Annotated in this window: 13 protein-coding genes; 10 read left to right on the plus strand and 3 right to left on the minus strand. The window is 49.8% G+C overall.

Annotated features, from left to right (window positions below; all coding sequences use genetic code 11):
• Window positions 1-45: 45 nt before the first annotated feature.
• Window positions 46-1131, minus strand: coding sequence for a PCMD domain-containing protein (locus Q5076_RS04395; protein WP_303011162.1), 1086 nt, complete (start codon window positions 1129-1131; stop codon window positions 46-48).
• Window positions 1132-1264: 133 nt separating this feature from the next.
• Here Q5076_RS04395 and Q5076_RS04400 point away from each other — a divergent pair, with 133 nt between their 5' ends.
• On the plus strand, window positions 1265-2548 hold the full coding sequence (locus Q5076_RS04400) for a serine dehydratase subunit alpha family protein (protein ID WP_303011163.1): 1284 nt from the start codon (window positions 1265-1267) through the stop codon (window positions 2546-2548).
• 73 nt (window positions 2549-2621) lie between these two features.
• Here the strand turns inward: Q5076_RS04400 and Q5076_RS04405 are convergent, their stop codons facing one another.
• A complete protein-coding gene (locus tag Q5076_RS04405) occupies window positions 2622-3212 on the minus strand; it encodes a peptidylprolyl isomerase (RefSeq protein ID WP_303011165.1) in 591 nt (196 codons plus the stop codon).
• Between the two features lie 477 nt (window positions 3213-3689).
• Here Q5076_RS04405 and ilvD point away from each other — a divergent pair, with 477 nt between their 5' ends.
• The 5 genes from ilvD to ilvC all read left to right on the plus strand — a co-directional run bounded on the left by ilvD (window position 3690) and on the right by ilvC (window position 9761).
• Window positions 3690-5492 (plus strand): dihydroxy-acid dehydratase, encoded by a 1803-nt coding sequence (gene ilvD, locus Q5076_RS04410; protein ID WP_303011167.1) that lies wholly within the window; start codon window positions 3690-3692, stop codon window positions 5490-5492.
• 62 nt (window positions 5493-5554) lie between these two features.
• Window positions 5555-7252 (plus strand): biosynthetic-type acetolactate synthase large subunit, encoded by a 1698-nt coding sequence (ilvB, locus tag Q5076_RS04415; RefSeq protein ID WP_303011168.1) that lies wholly within the window; start codon window positions 5555-5557, stop codon window positions 7250-7252.
• Window positions 7253-7345: 93 nt separating this feature from the next.
• Entirely contained in the window at window positions 7346-7903 is a 558-nt protein-coding gene (ilvN, locus tag Q5076_RS04420) for an acetolactate synthase small subunit (protein ID WP_303011169.1), read from the plus strand.
• Window positions 7903-8646: an acyl-[acyl-carrier-protein] thioesterase gene (locus tag Q5076_RS04425; protein ID WP_303011170.1), complete on the plus strand. Its 744-nt coding sequence runs from the start codon at window positions 7903-7905 to the stop codon at window positions 8644-8646. The genes ilvN and Q5076_RS04425 overlap by 1 nt, the downstream gene beginning before the upstream one ends.
• Before the next feature lie 71 nt (window positions 8647-8717).
• A complete protein-coding gene (ilvC, locus tag Q5076_RS04430; RefSeq protein WP_303011172.1) occupies window positions 8718-9761 on the plus strand; it encodes a ketol-acid reductoisomerase in 1044 nt (347 codons plus the stop codon).
• A 402-nt stretch (window positions 9762-10163) separates the two neighbouring features.
• Here ilvC and Q5076_RS04435 read toward each other — a convergent pair whose 3' ends face one another.
• Complete coding sequence (locus tag Q5076_RS04435; protein ID WP_303011173.1) at window positions 10164-12107, minus strand: AAA domain-containing protein; 1944 nt, start codon at window positions 12105-12107, stop codon at window positions 10164-10166.
• A gap of 64 nt (window positions 12108-12171) precedes the next feature.
• Between Q5076_RS04435 and Q5076_RS04440 the strand changes: the two genes are divergently transcribed.
• The 4 genes from Q5076_RS04440 (at window position 12172) to Q5076_RS04455 (ending at window position 17934) form a co-directional block, all read left to right on the plus strand.
• On the plus strand, window positions 12172-14415 hold the full coding sequence (locus tag Q5076_RS04440) for an aconitate hydratase (protein WP_303011238.1): 2244 nt from the start codon (window positions 12172-12174) through the stop codon (window positions 14413-14415).
• Window positions 14405-15625 carry an NADP-dependent isocitrate dehydrogenase gene (gene icd / locus Q5076_RS04445; RefSeq protein ID WP_303011174.1) on the plus strand — a complete coding sequence of 407 codons (1221 nt, stop codon included), beginning with the start codon at window positions 14405-14407 and terminating at the stop codon, window positions 15623-15625. Before Q5076_RS04440 ends, icd begins: the two co-directional genes overlap by 11 nt.
• Window positions 15626-15649: 24 nt before the next feature.
• On the plus strand, window positions 15650-16993 hold the full coding sequence (locus Q5076_RS04450) for a citrate/2-methylcitrate synthase (RefSeq protein WP_303011175.1): 1344 nt from the start codon (window positions 15650-15652) through the stop codon (window positions 16991-16993).
• A gap of 179 nt (window positions 16994-17172) precedes the next feature.
• Window positions 17173-17934 carry a DUF1295 domain-containing protein gene (locus tag Q5076_RS04455; RefSeq protein WP_303011176.1) on the plus strand — a complete coding sequence of 254 codons (762 nt, stop codon included), beginning with the start codon at window positions 17173-17175 and terminating at the stop codon, window positions 17932-17934.
• Window positions 17935-17967 lie beyond the last annotated feature (33 nt).

Genomic DNA, 17967 nt, shown 5'->3' on the forward strand with positions numbered 1-17967 from the left:
ATTCGTATGTAGTGCCGTCCTTCGGGCGGAAGAGCCCGGAGGGGCTTAGTTTTCCGGATGGTAAACGAGTTCTGCTTCGTCAATCAGCAGGGTGCTTCCGACCGCGCCGTTGAAATAGGCGCCTTCCAGGCTTGAAGTGAATACGATGGACAGGTTGTATTTCCCTTTTTTCAGCTTTTCCTTGTCGATGTATCTGCCGGGGAGCGTGACGAACGGGAGTTTGAAGTAGGTCCATTCGTCCGTTTCTCCGGCATTGTCTATGCGGGCGACGGAGACCAGGCTGGGGCTGGTGAAGGTATTCGTCCCGTCGAGGGTGGGGACGGATTCGCTTGTTTCGTACATGATGGCATAGATGTCGCATATGTCGCGTTTCCCTTCAACGTTTTTGCCTCCTTCCGTGAATTTGTCTCCCGCCTTGTATTTGTAGTATCCTGCAAGGAACGTGGGGACATGGCGGAACGGGAGCCCGAACTTGGTGGCTTCCAGCGGTTTGCTCATGGCGTTGTTTACATCGAAAGAGCCGATGAACAGGTTTCCGGCGGCGATGGGCATTCCTACCAGGCTGCCGAAGAACCCGGTGCTGCGCGTGACTAGCGACAGGCATTTGCCGGCTTTTCCTTCCGTTGCCTGGAAAGTGGGGTAGTCGTCTGCCGTCTTGGCTACTCCGGTCATGGCGTAACCGGCGTTTCCGCTCGCCCATTCCATCGTGACTTTCCCTTTTTCGCGTTCCACGAATATGTAGTACTTCTTTCCGCCGAGCGTGTCTTCAAAGCTGTAGTCGGTGGCGAGTTCCGTGTCGATGACGGATACTCGGTAGTTTTTCTTCCAGATGCCGTCGGCTGCCGTGACGGTATATCCTTGCGGGGATTCGAAATTGCGCACTGTTCCGCTTGCCGGGTCGATTGTGGCTCCCGGGGTGAGTGTAAATTCCGGTTCGAGGGTGGAAACGTCCGTGCCCGGACCGACGAATAGTGTCACCGAATTGTTGTTGATGATGGGGCTGGTAGTCATTTCCACGTCGGGAAGGCTGCAGCTTAGTATGTCCGCTTCCGCATTGGGGGCTTCTTTGCGGATGCAGGAAGATGAAACGAGTGCCGGCAGTAAACAGGCGATTACGTGTTTTGCTTTCATTTTTCTACTGATTCTTTCTGTTAAAGTTCGGTTTTCGGGAAGATTAATAACAATATGGAATTTAATTTGTTCGGAATAGGGTGTCCGGTAGAAAAGAATTTTCTATTTTTGTAACTGTAAACTTTAAGAACGCATGAATGAATCTGAAAGACAGCAAATTATAAAGCTGGTTAAAAGGGAAGTGATTCCTGCCATCGGATGTACGGAACCTATCGCTGTGGCTCTTTGTGTAGCCAAGGCAGCGGAGACATTGGGAATGAGGCCGGAAAGAGTAGAAGTACTGTTGAGTGCCAACATACTGAAAAATGCGATGGGAGTGGGCATTCCCGGAACAGGCATGGTGGGGCTTCCCATTGCTGTCGCGCTGGGGGCGTTGGGCGGCAAGTCCGATTACCGGTTGGAGGTACTGAAAGATTGCACTCCGGAAACCGTGGAACAGGGGAAGCGGTTTATTGCCGAAAAACGAATCTGCATTTCTCTGAAAGAGGGCATTGCGGAAAAGTTGTACATCGAGGTGGTTTGCCATGCCGGCGGGAAGACGGCGAAGGCTGTGATTGCCGGCGGACATACTTCTTTTGTTTATCTGGCGTCGGACGGCCGTGTGCTGCTTGACAAACAGCGGGCTGCCGATGAGGAGGAGGAAGAGGCGTTTCCCGAACTGAGTCTTCGGAAGGTGTATGACTTTGCGCTGGAGGCTCCTCTGGAGGAAATCCGTTTTATCCTTGATACCGCCCGTTTGAATAAGGCTGCCGCCGAGCAGGCGTTTCAAGGCGATTACGGGCATGCGTTGGGTAAAATGCTCCGCGGTACGTATGAGCACAAGATTATGGGGGACAGTGTGTTCTCCCACATCCTTTCTTATACTTCGGCTGCTTGCGACGCGCGTATGGCTGGGGCGATGATTCCTGTCATGAGCAATTCCGGCAGCGGGAACCAGGGCATATCCGCCACGCTTCCCGTGGTGGTCTTTGCCGAGGAAAACGGCAAGACTGAGGAGGAGCTTGTCCGCGCCTTGATGTTGAGCCATCTCACCGTGATTTATATCAAGCAGAGTCTGGGACGTCTTTCCGCTTTATGCGGCTGTGTGGTAGCCGCCACCGGTTCCAGTTGCGGAATTACGTGGTTAATGGGAGGTAATTACAACCAGGTCGCTTTCGCTGTTCAGAATATGATTGCCAACCTGACGGGCATGATTTGTGACGGGGCGAAACCGAGTTGCGCGCTGAAAGTGACGACCGGGGTGTCTACTGCCGTATTATCGGCTATGATGGCGATGGAAAACCGCTGTGTGACTTCTGTGGAGGGAATTATCGACGAGGATGTGGACCAGAGTATCCGCAATCTTACCAGGATAGGGTCGCAAGCGATGAATGAGACGGATAAAATGGTATTGGATATAATGACTCATAAATGTTGATTGATGAAGGCGGGGGAGGATTAGGAGGCTGTATCCGGAACCGGTTCCGGATACAGTCTTCTAATTTTCCGGCTTAGTGGCAATGTCCGCCTTCGCATCCGCAGTTGTCGCCGCATTCGTGGTCGCCGCAACCTTCGCCGCAGCTTCCGCATCCGCAACCGCATCCTTCGCCGCTCATCAGCTTTATCAGCTCTTGAATCTCTTCATTGGTGGCGGGGCGGTTTTCAATGACTTCGCCTTCGAATATCAGGTCGGCGCCCGCTAACGGATGGTTGAGGTCTACTACTACCACATCCGGCTTTATCTCTACCACGCTGGCATTCACCCGTTGTCCTTCGTTGGTCTGCAAAGGAACGATGTTTCCTTCTTTTATATGTTCGCTGTCGAATTTGCCGTCAATCTCGAAAATATGTTTGGGAAGGTCTATGACGTGTTGTTCGTCATATTCTCCGTATGCTTTGTCCGCCGGAATCGTGAAATCGAATTTGTCGCCTTTGGAAAGAGGGGTTAGCTGGTTTTCAAAATCTTCAAGGGTCGTACCCAGGCCTGAAATGAACTGGAAAGGGTGTTCCGCCTTGGCTTCTTCGAACAGTTCTTTTTCTCCGTCTTCCATTGTGTATAGTTTGTATGCAACGGTAATGTACTTGTTTTCTGCTGTTTTCATCTGATTTTTTTATTTCTGATTAATAAATTCCTGGAATATAGGCCGGCAAAGATACGAATTATTTGCTTGTCCTTGGGTATGGGGAAGGTAAATTTCAGATTATTAAGTGCTTTTGTCAGGAGGGGAAGGCGGGGGATAGGGTTAGACAATCGTTGTAAATTCAACCGTTAAGTGATAAAATAGAGAAATAATGCCGCTGTTTTCTTACAATTATTCGCTTTTATGTGATTTTTTTCTTCGATTTGTTTGGAGATAATAAAAAAGCCCTTACCTTTGCAGCACGAAAATAAAGCATAAGGAAAAATGAATATGTTACATACATCTATTAACCTGGCAGTCTTGCATATTATTCGCGTCGTGGTGGTCCCATCAAGAGCGTGAGAAAGGTTTTATGTATGTGTTCGTACCGTAAAAGATAGAATTTGGAGCCTTTCTCACTTGTGTGAGGGAGGCTCTTTAATTAAAAGATGGATTGAAATGAAAAAGCAGTTACGCAGTTCGTTTAGTACGCAAGGCCGTAGGATGGCGGGAGCCCGTGCATTGTGGGCGGCCAACGGCATGAAGAAGAGTCAGATGGGAAAACCTGTCATTGCAATCGTTAACTCGTTCACGCAGTTTGTGCCGGGACATGTGCATCTGCACGAAATCGGACAACTGGTGAAGGCGGAGATTGAGAAGCTGGGATGTTTCGCTGCGGAATTCAACACGATAGCGATTGATGACGGTATAGCGATGGGGCATGACGGGATGCTTTATTCGCTTCCCTCGCGCGATATCATAGCGGACAGCGTGGAGTATATGGTGAATGCGCACAAGGCGGATGCTATGGTGTGTATCAGTAATTGCGACAAAATCACTCCGGGCATGTTGATGGCGGCCATGCGCCTGAACATACCTGCCGTGTTCGTGTCGGGAGGCCCGATGGAGGCGGGAGAATGGAACGGACGGCATCTGGACTTAATCGACGCGATGATTCAGTCGGCGGACGAAAGCGTAAGCGACCGGGAGGTGGCCGATATCGAACAGAATGCATGTCCTACGTGCGGGTGCTGTTCCGGCATGTTTACCGCTAATTCCATGAACTGCCTGAACGAGGCTATCGGACTGGCTCTTCCGGGCAACGGGACGATTGTGGCTACGCACGAAAACCGTACGCAGCTTTTCAAGGATGCCGCCAGGCTAATCGTGGAGAATGCGAGGCTGTATTATGAGGAAGGGGATGAAAGCGTGCTTCCCCGCAGCATTGCCACCCGTCAGGCGTTTCTGAATGCCATGACTCTGGACATAGCGATGGGAGGCTCCACCAATACGGTCCTGCATTTATTGGCGGTGGCGCATGAAGCGGGGGTGGATTTTAAGATGGACGACATAGACATGCTGTCGCGCAAAACTCCCTGTCTTTGCAAGGTTGCCCCGAATACGCAGAAATATCACATTCAGGATGTGAACCGTGCCGGCGGCATTATCGCTATCATGGACGAATTGGCGAAAGGCGGCCTGGTCGATACTTCCGTCCGCCGTGTAGACGGAATGACCCTGGCGGAGGCCATCGGCAACTATTCGATTACCGCTCCGGGCGTATGTGAGGAGGCTATCCGGAAATATTCGAGCGCCGCCGGAAATAAGTTTAATCTCGTACTCGGCTCGCAGGCTGCCTATTATAAGGAATTGGATACGAACCGTACGGACGGGTGTATCCGTGATTTGGAACATGCTTACAGCAAGGACGGCGGGCTTGCCGTATTGAAAGGCAACATTGCGCAGGACGGTTGCGTGGTGAAAACGGCGGGTGTGGATGAAAGTATCTGGAGGTTCACCGGTCCCGCTAAGGTGTTCGATTCGCAGGAAGCGGCGTGCGAGGGTATTCTGGGCGGCCGGGTTGTCAGCGGCGACGTGGTTGTCATTACGCACGAAGGCCCGAAGGGCGGTCCCGGCATGCAGGAGATGCTTTATCCTACCTCTTATATCAAATCCCGCCATTTGGGGAAGGAATGCGCTTTGATTACCGACGGGCGTTTCAGCGGCGGGACTTCCGGGCTGAGTATCGGGCATATTTCTCCCGAAGCGGCTGCCGGAGGCAATATCGGCAAGATTGTGGACGGGGATATCATTGAAATCGACATTCCCGCCCGGACGATTAACGTGCGGTTGACGGATGAAGAACTGGCCGCCCGTCCGATGGCTCCCGTCACTCGTGACCGTTGCGTATCGAAGAGTTTGAAGGCTTACGCCAGTATGGTGAGCTCCGCCGATAAGGGGGCAGTGAGAATAATCGATTGACGGGCGGCGGTTTGCCGCATTGTCTTCGAATAATAAAATCGTCAAACAGTAAATCAGAATAGATGAGTAAAGATTTAATAACAGGTGCGGAGGCGTTGATGCGTTCGCTGGAACATCAGGGGGTAACTACTATTTTCGGTTATCCGGGCGGTTCTATCATGCCGGTATTTGATGCTTTGTACGACCATCAAAGTACATTGAACCATATTCTGGTCCGTCACGAACAGGGGGCTGCCCATGCGGCGCAGGGGTTTGCCCGCGTATCGGGGCAGGTAGGCGTATGTCTGGTGACGAGTGGTCCCGGAGCGACCAATACCATTACCGGCATTGCCGATGCCATGATTGACAGTACGCCTATCGTTGTGATTGCCGGGCAGGTGGGAACGGGTTTTCTCGGTACGGATGCTTTTCAGGAGGTGGATTTGGTGGGCATAACGCAGCCTATCTCCAAATGGAGTTATCAGATTCGCCGCGCGGAGGATGTCGCATGGGCGGTGGCGCGTGCGTTTTATATCGCCAGTAGCGGTCGTCCCGGTCCTGTGGTGCTGGACTTTGCCAAGAATGCGCAAGTCGAGAAAACGAAATACGAACCTACGAAACTGGATTTTGTCCGTAGTTATGTTCCGGTTCCCGATACGGACGAAGAGGCTGTGAAAATGGCTGCCGAACTGATTAACAATGCCGAACGTCCGCTGGTATTGGTGGGACAGGGCGTGGAGCTGGGAAATGCCCAGAACGAGCTGCGTGCCTTTATCGAAAAGGCGGATATGCCTGCCGGATGCACTTTGCTCGGACTTTCCGCTTTGCCTACCGAACATCCCTTGAATAAAGGCATGTTGGGAATGCACGGTAATCTGGGACCGAACATCAATACCAACAAATGTGATGTATTGGTTGCTGTCGGCATGCGTTTTGACGACCGTGTGACCGGTAATCTGGCTACTTATGCCAAGCAGGCGAAGGTCATCCATTTCGATATTGACCCGGCGGAAATAAATAAGAATGTAAAGGTGGATGTGGCTGTTTTAGGGGATTGCAAGGATACGCTGGCCGCCGTGACCCGGCTGTTGAAGGAGAACAAGCATACGCAGTGGAATGACAGTTTCAGGGAATATGAGAAGGTGGAAGAGGAAAAGGTGATTCGCCCGGAACTTTATCCTGTTACGGATTCGCTGACTATGGGGGAGGTTGCGCGTGCCGTGAGTGAGGCTACCCGCCACGAGGCTGTGCTGGTGACGGATGTCGGGCAAAACCAGATGATTTCCGCGCGTTATTTTAAATATACCAAAGAACGGAGTATCATTACTTCCGGCGGATTGGGGACTATGGGATTCGGCCTTCCCGCGGCTATCGGGGCTACTTTCGGCGCTCCGGAACGTACCGTATGCGTGTTTATGGGAGACGGCGGGCTGCAGATGAATATTCAGGAGCTGGGCACTGTCATGGAACGGCGGGCTCCGGTTAAAATCATCTGCCTGAACAACAACTTCCTGGGAAATGTGCGCCAATGGCAGGCGATGTTTTTCAACCGCCGTTATTCGTTTACTCCGATGCTGAATCCGGACTATATGAAGATTGCTTCCGCTTATGATATTCCTTCCAGGCGCGTTTGCTCGCGTGAGGAGCTGAAAGAGGCGATTCATGAGATGCTGGCTACGGACGGCCCGTTCCTGTTGGAGGCGTGCGTGGTGGAAGAAGGTAATGTCCTGCCGATGACTCCTCCGGGCGGTTCGGTCAACCAGATGCTGCTGGAGTGCTGAAATGATTATTAACTATCTGTTTTGGGTCTTGGATTGAGGCGACGTTGCCGGTCGCATCCAGGTTCGAGATTCAAAGTTCAAAATTCAAGATTGATGAAGACATTATATACTATTATCGTTCATTCCGAAAACATTGCCGGATTGCTGAACCAAGTGACAGCCGTGTTTACCCGCCGACAGATAAATATCGAAAGCCTGAATGTTTCCGCCTCTTCCATTAAAGGCGTGCATAAATATACCATTACCGCCTGGACGGATAAGGATACCATCGAGAAGGTGGTCAGGCAGATAGAGAAGAAGATTGATGTGATTCAGGCGCATTATTTTACGGAGGATGAAATCTATTTCCACGAAATCGCCTTGTACAAGGTGTCTACTCCTGCATTCCAGGAGAATCCGGAAGCGTCTAAATTGATTCGTAAGTATAATGCGCGTATCGTGGAGGTGAATCCGGTGTTCTCGATTGTGGAGAAAAACGGCATGAGCGAAGACATAACTTCGCTTTACGGTGAACTTCGGGCATTGAATTGTGTTTTGCAGTTTGTCCGTTCGGGACGTGTGGCGATTACGACCAGTTGTTTTGAACGGGTGAACGAGTTTCTGGACGGACGGGAAGCGAGATATAATGAAAGCAAAAAACAACAGGAATAATGGGTGAAGGAAATAAAATAGGGGTTTATAAGTTCGTGGCGGAACCGTTCCATGTGGATTTTAACGGACGTCTCACTATGGGGGTGCTGGGAAACCACTTGCTGAACTGTGCGGGTTTTCATGCGAGTGACCGTGGTTTCGGCATCGCGACGCTGAATGAGGATAATTATACGTGGGTGCTTTCGCGCTTGGCGGTCGAACTGGACGAGATGCCTTACCAGTATGAGGATTTTTCGATTCAGACGTGGGTGGAGAATGTCTACCGCCTGTTTACAGACCGTAACTTCGCTATTCTCGACAAGGACGGCAGGAAGATTGGCTATGCGCGTTCCGTATGGGCGATGATTAACCTCAAGACTCGCAAGCCGGCGGATTTGCTCGCATTGCATGGGGGGAGCATTGCGGATTATGTGTGTGACGAACCTTGTCCCATAGAAAAGCCTTCCCGCATTAAAGTGACGGGCGGACGGCCTGTAGCCGGCTTGACGGCGAAATACAGCGATATAGATATTAACGGCCATGTGAACAGCATCCGTTATATCGAGCATATCCTTGATTTGTTTCCGATTGATGTGTACAGGACGAAACGAATCCGGCGTTTTGAAATGGCGTATGTGGCTGAAAGTTATTTTGGGGACGAGCTTTCTTTTTTCTGTGATGAGGCGGACGGGAATGAGTTCCACATAGAAGTGAAAAAGAACGGCAGCGAGGTTGTCTGCCGCTCGAAAGTGATATTCGAATGAGTGATTGAAGAAGATAACATAAATTAATAACGGGCGGCGTAAGCTGCCGAAACTAAAAAACAAAAAAGAAAATGGCACAGTTGAATTTTGGCGGTACTATTGAGAATGTAGTAATCCGTGATGAATTTCCTTTGGAAAAGGCTCGTGAAGTATTGAAAGATGAGACAATCGCCGTAATCGGTTATGGTGTGCAGGGTCCCGGACAGGCATTGAACTTGCGTGATAACGGTTTCAATGTGATTGTCGGCCAGCGTCAGGGAAAAACTTACGATAAAGCGGTAGCGGACGGATGGGTTCCGGGTGAGACTTTGTTTGGCATTGAGGAAGCTTGCCAGAAAGGCACGATTGTCATGTGCCTGTTGTCTGACGCTGCGGTAATGTCCGTATGGCCTACTATCAAACCGTATCTGACTGCGGGAAAGGCTCTTTATTTCTCCCATGGTTTTGCTATTACGTGGAATGACCGTACGGGAGTGGTTCCTCCTGCCGATATCGATGTGATTATGGTCGCTCCCAAAGGTTCGGGCACTTCTTTGCGTACCATGTTCCTCGAAGGACGCGGATTGAATTCTTCTTACGCTATCTATCAGGATGCTACGGGAAAGGCTATGGACAGGACGATAGCGCTGGGTATCGGTATCGGTTCGGGCTATTTGTTTGAAACGACTTTCCAGCGTGAGGCTACTTCGGACTTGACCGGCGAACGCGGTTCGTTGATGGGTGCAATCCAGGGGTTGTTGCTGGCTCAGTATGAGGTGTTGCGTGAAAACGGCCATTCTCCTTCCGAGGCGTTCAACGAGACGGTGGAAGAGCTGACTCAGTCATTGATGCCGTTGTTTGCCAAGAACGGTATGGACTGGATGTATGCTAATTGTTCCACTACTGCCCAGCGTGGTGCTCTTGATTGGATGGGCCCGTTCCACGATGCTATCAAACCGGTAGTTGAAAAGTTGTACAACAGCGTTAAAACCGGCAATGAGGCGCAGATTTCCATTGACAGCAACTCACAACCTGATTATCGCGAGAAACTGAATGAAGAACTTCGTCAGTTGCGCGAGAGTGAAATGTGGCAGACTGCTGTTACGGTACGCAAGCTGCGTCCCGAAAATAACTAACCGGTTGCCTTTATTATTACTCAGGCATAGAAGCGGAAGGAATATTTCTTTCCGCTTTTTTCATATATTCGGATTAATTAAGTAGGAAAATACAAGTTTGTTGCTATCTTTGTAGCATGATGTGGAAAAGTTGCCGCAGGGTATTTATACAGGCGGCATCGAAATAAGGACAAAATGTGATTCGTACTTTCCCGTCATTAACGGCTTGTTTTTGGGCTTTGGAGGATTTATTCTGACGGAGTGAGGAAACGGCCGGCGTTTTTTTATCGGGCTGTGTTCCGGAACTGGGAATGTTTCCGGCACGGTGAGATGGAAAAGGGATATGAAATGGAAAAATTGTTTGTTTTGTTTGTGTTAAAAAGAGTCTTGTTTCGTGAGAAAAGAGATTTTGGGAAAAGAGGATTATAGGTAATCCTCTTTTTTTATAAATGCCATGAGCCTTTTGTAGAAAGGATGTTTGGTAAGTGTAGCCGCGTCTCCGAAGATTACCAGTTTCATCCGTGCCCGGGTGATGGCTACGTTCATCCGTCTCAAATCATTCAGGAAGCCTATTTGCCCGTTTTCGTTTGCCCGGACAAGGCTGATAAAGATTACGTCCCGTTCCTGGCCTTGGAAACCGTCTACCGTATTGACTGTGATGAGGCTCCGGAGGGGCCGGAGAAAACTGTTCTCCCTGATTTTGTTTCTCAGGTACTGCACTTGCGCTTTGTAGGGTGAAATCAGTCCGAAATCAATGTTTTCGTCCAGTATCCTTGCTTTGCCGATTCGATTGATATAGGTCTCCAGTTCCCGGAGCAGCAGGTTGGCTTCCCGTTTGTTGATTCGTCCGAAACTTTCTCCTACAAATTCTTCGTGGAAGTTCATTCCGGAGGTATCTATCCAGTTCATCGGGGTGTCGAAATCGAGGATGCCCCGGTAACGTATTTCCGGTGCGGCTTCCAATTCTCCGTGATAGAACCATTCGGAAGGGAAACGCATGATGGATTCGTGCATCCGGTATTGTACTTTGAGCAGTGACACGGCAGAGGGTTTCTGTTGCGTTACTTTTTCCATCAGGGTGTGGTCCAGTCCGTTTCGGGCGGCTTCGATGCATTTCACGGTAGGAGGGAGCTGGCAGTGGTCGCCGGCAAAGATTACCCGGTCGGCCTTGCGGATTGCAATCCAGCAGGCGGCTTCGAGCGCTTGGGCGGCTTCGTCTATGAATAAGGTGGAAAAGTGCCGGCCGGCGAGCAGGCGGTGATTGCTGCTGACCAGAGTGGAGGCGATTATCCGGGCGCTGTCGAAAAGGTCGGCGTTGATTTGTATTTCCAGTTCTGTGGCGCGGTCGCGGAGACGGCTGATGCGGTTGCGCATGCTTTCCCGTTCGGAATAGTTTCCCTTGCGTACCCGGCCGGCTGTCTCACGGATGGACTTGCGTATCCCCCAGAGTTCCGGATAGGCCGGATGATTCTCGAACCGGCGCTCGTAGGTGAATGATAGCATTTTATCGTTCACCCGCGTCGGGTTGCCGATGCGTAGGACGGGGACGCCCCGGTCTGCCAGTTTTTCACTTATCCAGTCTACGGCTGTGTTGCTTTGCGCACAGACGAGTACTTGCGGTTCCCGGCGTAATGTTTCGTAAATCGCTTCGACGAGCGTGGTTGTTTTTCCTGTTCCCGGAGGGCCGTGGACAACGGATACGTCGCGTGTGCACAGTACTTTATTGACGGCTGCTTCCTGTGTGCTGTTTAACCACGGAAACCGGACGGGATACAATTCCCGGAAACCGGGCTTTTGGGTTCCCAAAAGGATGTCGCGCAATTCCGAGAGGCGGTTTCCTTTAGCACGGACGACGTCTTCCAGTGCTTCGAACATCGCCCGGTAGGATGTTTCGTCGAAATAGAGCTGTACTCCCAATGCTTCGTCTGTCTGCAATTCCGTTATCGCTCCTGCTCCGGGAAGCACCACTGCCATTCTTTCTTCATCTGCATAGCTGACGGTGGCAATGAAATTCATATATTTTACTTCCCCGTCGAAAGACTGGCGGAAAAAACAGACCGGACGGCCGAATTCAAATGCGTGTTCTATCTCTTTATTTTCCGTCCGTGTAATATCTATTACAAACTGATTTAAAGAATTGTAGTAACTTCGGCCGAGGGAGACGGGATACCAGCAAAGCCCCCGTCTGACTTTGCGGGCGACTCCCATGATTTCGGTTTGCCGTTTGAACTCCTCTTTCTCGTATTCGTACTCCATCCGCAACAGGAGTTGCTGGTGCTGGAGAGCGGAAATCGGACTTTTCGAGTTATTATTCATCATGGATGCAAAGGTAGCAAATCTTCTTTCTGTGGAGAAAATATATTTCATTTTGTTAAACATAACTCGAACACTGTTCGTTAATCTAATAGATAGACTAAAAATGAGAAGTGATATGGTGTATGATATGACGATGCTTGAGGCTTTCTATAAAGCTTACAAAGGGAAAGTGGAATCTGTGAGGGGCATTCTGGAACGTCCCCTGACTTTGACCGAGAAAATTTTGTATGCGCATCTGTATGATGCGGCTGATTTGAAGGATTACAAAAGGGGTGAGGATTATGTGAATTTCCGTCCTGACCGTGTGGCTATGCAGGATGCGACTGCCCAGATGGCTTTGCTTCAATTTATGAATGCCGGCAAGGAAAAGGCGGCTGTGCCTTCGACAGTGCATTGCGACCACTTGATACAGGCTTACAAGGGCGCGAAAGAGGATATTCTCACTGCAAAGGCGGTGAATGAGGAGGTGTATGATTTTCTTCGTGACGTGTCTTCCCGTTACGGTATCGGTTTCTGGAAGCCGGGAGCCGGTATCATTCACCAGGTGGTGCTCGAGAATTATGCTTTCCCCGGCGGCATGATGGTAGGAACGGATTCCCATACTCCGAATGCCGGCGGTTTGGGCATGGTGGCTATCGGTGTGGGCGGAGCCGATGCCGTGGATGTGATGACAGGCATGGAATGGGAATTGAAAATGCCGAAAATCATCGGGGTCCGCCTGACCGGCAAGCTTAGCGGCTGGACTTCTCCGAAGGATGTGATTCTGAAACTTGCGGGTATCCTGACTGTAAAGGGTGGGACGAATGCGATTATCGAGTATTTCGGTCCGGGGACCGAGTCGCTTTCCGCTACCGGAAAGGCTACGGTTTGCAATATGGGGGCTGAAGTGGGGGCCACTGCTTCGCTTTTCCCGTTTGACGGGCGGATGGCAACTTATTTGAGGGCTACCGGAAGGGAGCGTGTCGTTGACTTGGCAGAAGCCGTAGATGCCGACTTGCGCGCTGACGAAGCGGTGACGGACGAACCTTCAAAGTATTACGACCGGGTGATTGAGATTGATTTGTCGGAATTGGAACCTTATATAAACGGGCCTTTTACGCCGGATGCCGCTACTCCGATTTCCGAGTTTGCGGAGAAGGTATTGGTAAACGGCTATCCTCGCAGGATGGAGGTCGGATTAATCGGTTCATGTACCAATTCTTCTTATCAGGACTTGAGCCGCGCCGCTTCTCTGGCGAAACAGGTGGCGGAAAAGAATTTGAGCGTCGCTTCTCCGCTGATAGTGAATCCGGGGTCCGAGCAAATCCGCGCTACTGCCGAAAGGGATGGAATGATTGAGGCTTTCGAACGGATTGGCGCAACGATTATGGCGAATGCCTGCGGTCCTTGCATCGGACAGTGGAAACGCCGTACGGACGATTTGACGCGGAAAAATTCCATCGTCACTTCTTTCAACCGCAATTTTGCCAAACGGGCGGACGGTAATCCGAATACTTATGCTTTTGTTGCGTCTCCCGAACTGACTATGGCATTGACGATAGCCGGTGATTTGTGCTTTAACCCGTTGAAGGACAGGTTAGTCAATCACAACGGTGAAAAAGTGAAGTTGTCCGAACCTGTCGGAGACGAGCTTCCGATGAAGGGGTTTGCTTCGGAAAATGAGGGATATGTCGCTCCTGACGGGGTGAAGAGGGAAATCAGGGTGAAACCGGATTCGCAACGTTTGCAACTTCTGGCTCCTTTTCCCGCCTGGGACGGAACGGACCTTCTTAATATGCCTTTGCTGATAAAAGCGCAGGGCAAGTGTACGACGGACCATATTTCTATGGCGGGGCCGTGGCTCCGTTTCCGCGGACATCTGGAAAATATCTCGGATAATATGCTGATGGGGGCTGTCAATGCTTTCAATGGCGAAACGAATAAGGTCTGGAACCGTTCTACAAATACTTACGGAACGGTTTCCGGTACGGCGAAGATGTATAAGGCGGAGGGTATTTTTTCCATTGTTGTGGCCGAAGAAAATTACGGGGAAGGTTCTAGCCGTGAACATGCGGCTATGGAACCGAGGTTCTTGAATGTACGTGTCATTCTGGCGAAGAGTTTTGCCCGTATCCATGAGACGAATTTGAAGAAACAGGGAATGCTTGCCGTTACTTTTGCCGATAAGGCCGATTATGATAAGATTAAAGAACATGATGTGCTTTCCGTCATCGGTCTGGCGGACTTTGCTCCGGGACGTAACTTGAAGGTTGTTCTTCACCATGAAGACGGGACAAGGGAGAGTTTCGAAGTGAGGCATACATACAATGAGCAGCAGATTGGCTGGTTTCGTGCCGGTTCTGCCCTGAATGCAAGATAATTTAAAACAAAGACGGAATATGAATAAAGTAACTATGCGAAATGACGGTACGCTACTGGTACCTGACATGCCTGTCATTCCTTATATTACAGGGGACGGGGTAGGAGCCGAAATAACTCCTTCCATGCAAGATGTGGTGGATGCGGCGGTCCGGAAAGCTTACGGGGGCGGACGCCGTATTGAGTGGAAAGAGGTATTGGCGGGAGAACGGGCTTTCAATGAGACCGGTTCATGGCTTCCGGATAAAACCATGCAGGCGTTTCAGGAATGCCTGGTAGGTATTAAGGGACCGTTGACGACACCGGTCGGCGGCGGAATCCGTTCGTTGAACGTGGCTTTGCGGCAGACGCTTGATTTGTATGTCTGCCTTCGGCCTGTCCGCTGGTATCAGGGGATACAGTCGCCGGTGAAGGCTCCTGAGAAGGTGAATATGTGCGTGTTTCGTGAAAATACGGAGGATATTTATGCGGGTATCGAGTGGGAGGCGGGTAGCCCGGAGGCCGAGAAGTTTTATAAATTCCTGAAAGATGAAATGAAAGTGGAAAAGGTGCGTTTTCCTGCGACGTCTTCTTTTGGCGTGAAGCCTGTTTCCCGTGAGGGGACGGAACGTCTTGTGCGTGCTGCATGCCAGTATGCGCTTGAGCATCATCTGCCTTCCGTCACTTTGGTACATAAGGGAAATATTATGAAGTTTACCGAAGGTGGGTTTAAAAAGTGGGGGTATGAACTGGCGCAACGTGAGTTCGGTGATGCTTTGGCGGATGGCAGGTTGTCGGTAAAGGATTGCATTGCGGATGCTTTTTTACAGAATACACTGCTGGTTCCCGAAGAGTATTCGGTAATAGCGACTCTGAACCTGAACGGGGATTATGTTTCCGACCAACTGGCGGCGATGGTGGGGGGCATAGGCATCGCTCCGGGAGCGAATATCAATTACAAGACCGGGCATGCCATTTTTGAGGCGACACACGGAACTGCTCCCGATATAGCGGGCAAGGATGTGGTGAATCCTTGTTCCATCCTCCTTTCGGCTGTGATGATGCTTGAGTATCTGGGCTGGACGGAGGCGGCGGCTCTTATTGAGAAGGCGCTTGAACAGAGTTTCTTGGAAGGGCGTGCCACTCATGATTTGGCGCGTTTCATGCCGGACGGTATTTCCTTGTCTACTACTGCTTTCACTCGTGAGATAGTGGAAAGGATTGAAAAATAAGAAAAAGACTAAATACAGATGAATATGAAGAAAGAGTATCTGATTTACAAGCTTTCCGAGGAAATGAAGGAGGCTACCCGGATTAATAATGAATTGTTCCCCAAGTTCGACGTGAAACGAGGGCTGCGTAATGAGGACGGTACGGGCGTGCTGGTGGGTCTGACGAAGATTGGCAACGTGGTGGGTTATGAACGTATTCCGGGAGGTGGATTGAAACCTATTCCGGGAAAGTTGTTTTATCGCGGTTATGATGTGGAAGATATTTCCCATGCTATTATTAAGGAGAAACGTTTCGGTTTTGAGGAGGTGGCTTATTTGTTGTTGTCCGGCCGGTTGCCGGATAAGGAGGAACTGGCTTCATTCTGCGAATTGATTAATGACAATATGGCATTGGAACAGAAGACAAAAATGAATATTATTGAGTTGGAAGGAAATAATATCATGAATATTCTCGCGCGCAGCGTGCTTGAGATGTATCGTTTTGACCCGAATGCGGACGATACCTCACGCGATAATCTGATGCGGCAGAGTATCGATCTTATTTCGAAGTTTCCCACAATTATCGCTTATGCCTATAATATGCTTCGCCATGCCACTTTCGGACGTTCGCTGCATATCCGCCATCCGCAGGAGAATCTTTCCATTGCCGAGAATTTCTTATATATGTTGAAAAAGGACTATACCGAACTGGATGCGCGTACTCTTGACCTTCTGTTAATCTTGCAGGCGGAGCACGGCGGCGGTAATAACTCGACTTTTACGGTCCGTGTCACCTCTTCTACCGGAACGGATACTTATTCGGCGATTGCCGCAGGCATCGGCTCTTTGAAAGGGCCGCTTCACGGGGGCGCTAACATTCAGGTTGCCGATATGTTCCATCATTTGCAGAAGAATATCAAGGACTGGACAAATGTGGACGAAATCGATACGTACTTCACTCGTATGCTGAATAAGGAGGTGTATAATAAAACCGGACTGATTTATGGCATAGGGCATGCCGTTTATACGATTTCCGACCCGCGGGCGCTTCTGTTGAAGGAACTGGCACGTGATTTGGCACGTGAAAAAGGGAAGGAACATGAGTTCGCATTCCTGGAGTTGCTGGAGGAGAGGGCTATTGATACTTTCGGGCGTATTAAGAATAACGGAAAGACCGTATCGAGCAACATTGATTTTTATTCGGGATTTGTATATGAAATGATTGGGTTGCCGCAGGAGATTTTCACTCCTTTGTTTGCAATGGCGCGTATTGTCGGGTGGTGTGCCCACCGTAATGAAGAATTAAACTTTGACGGCAAACGCATTATACGTCCGGCATATAAAAACGTGCTTGAAGAGTTGGTTTATACTCCGATTAAGAAACGCTGATACGTATAGTCTCTTTTACGGAATGGATAATTCCCCCGGTATAGGTTTCGCTGATGTCCGGATATATGTCCGGGGATGACACAAAACTGTTTGGAATCATAGAGTTTTTATTTAAGGAGTTTTGTGGGGCAGTTATTCTCATTTTTTGTTACTTTTGCATATGACAAAAGTATATGGATATGAGTGTGGCTGCTTTTCATTTGTTTCTGGGCGTAATGAGCCTGGTTGCGTTAATTGTTTTTATTGCCCTTTACTTTGTGAAAGCCGGATATGGTATTTTTCGTACTGCTTCATGGGGAGCGGCTATCTCGAACAAACTGGCATGGATATGGATGGAGGCTCCTGTGTTTTTGGTCATGTGCTGGATGTGGGCGCACTCGGAACGTTGTTTTAATCCTGTTGTATTGACATTTTTTATATTTTTCCAGATTCATTATTTTCAACGTTCCTTTGTCTTTCCTTTGTTGTTGAGGGGAAAAGGGGAGATGCCTCTGGCAATTATGTTTATGGGGATTCTTTTCAATTTGTTGAATGGGTATATGCAGGGACAGTGGATATTTTATCTTGCGCCGGAAGAAATGTATTGTTCCGATTGGTTTGTATCGCCGTGGTTTATAGTGGGTACTTTGTTCTTTTTTACCGGAATGTCGGTGAACTGGCATTCGGATTATATCATCCGGCATCTGCGGAAACCTGGAGATACCCGGCATTATCTGCCCCGGAAGGGGATGTTCCGTTATGTTACTTCCGCCAATTATTTCGGGGAGGTAGTGGAATGGGCAGGATGGGCTATATTGACTTGTTCGCTTTCCGGACTTGTGTTCCTGTGGTGGACGGTTGCCAACCTTGTTCCTCGCGCTGACGCGATTTGGCTTCGTTATCGTGAGGAATTCGGCGATGAGGTTGGAAAGCGGAAGCGGATATTTCCTTTTGTTTATTAGTAATTTCCTTTTGTGTACGAAAAATCTGTGTTG

Source organism: uncultured Bacteroides sp. (genome assembly GCF_958445495.1).
Taxonomy (GTDB): Bacteria; Bacteroidota; Bacteroidia; order Bacteroidales; family Bacteroidaceae; genus Bacteroides.

Excerpts from the sequence above, each read along its gene's own strand:
- Q5076_RS04395 (WP_303011162.1), bottom strand. The coding sequence starts at position 1,131 with ATGAAAGCAAAACACGTAATCGCCTGTTTACTGCCGGCACTCGTTTCA.
- Q5076_RS04400 (WP_303011163.1), top strand. The coding sequence starts at position 1,265 with ATGAATGAATCTGAAAGACAGCAAATTATAAAGCTGGTTAAAAGGGAA.
- Q5076_RS04405 (WP_303011165.1), bottom strand. The coding sequence starts at position 3,212 with ATGAAAACAGCAGAAAACAAGTACATTACCGTTGCATACAAACTATAC.
- ilvD (WP_303011167.1), top strand. The coding sequence starts at position 3,690 with ATGAAAAAGCAGTTACGCAGTTCGTTTAGTACGCAAGGCCGTAGGATG.
- ilvB (WP_303011168.1), top strand. The coding sequence starts at position 5,555 with ATGAGTAAAGATTTAATAACAGGTGCGGAGGCGTTGATGCGTTCGCTG.
- ilvN (WP_303011169.1), top strand. The coding sequence starts at position 7,346 with ATGAAGACATTATATACTATTATCGTTCATTCCGAAAACATTGCCGGA.
- Q5076_RS04425 (WP_303011170.1), top strand. The coding sequence starts at position 7,903 with ATGGGTGAAGGAAATAAAATAGGGGTTTATAAGTTCGTGGCGGAACCG.
- ilvC (WP_303011172.1), top strand. The coding sequence starts at position 8,718 with ATGGCACAGTTGAATTTTGGCGGTACTATTGAGAATGTAGTAATCCGT.
- Q5076_RS04435 (WP_303011173.1), bottom strand. The coding sequence starts at position 12,107 with ATGAAATATATTTTCTCCACAGAAAGAAGATTTGCTACCTTTGCATCC.
- Q5076_RS04440 (WP_303011238.1), top strand. The coding sequence starts at position 12,172 with ATGGTGTATGATATGACGATGCTTGAGGCTTTCTATAAAGCTTACAAA.
- icd (WP_303011174.1), top strand. The coding sequence starts at position 14,405 with ATGCAAGATAATTTAAAACAAAGACGGAATATGAATAAAGTAACTATG.
- Q5076_RS04450 (WP_303011175.1), top strand. The coding sequence starts at position 15,650 with ATGAAGAAAGAGTATCTGATTTACAAGCTTTCCGAGGAAATGAAGGAG.
- Q5076_RS04455 (WP_303011176.1), top strand. The coding sequence starts at position 17,173 with ATGAGTGTGGCTGCTTTTCATTTGTTTCTGGGCGTAATGAGCCTGGTT.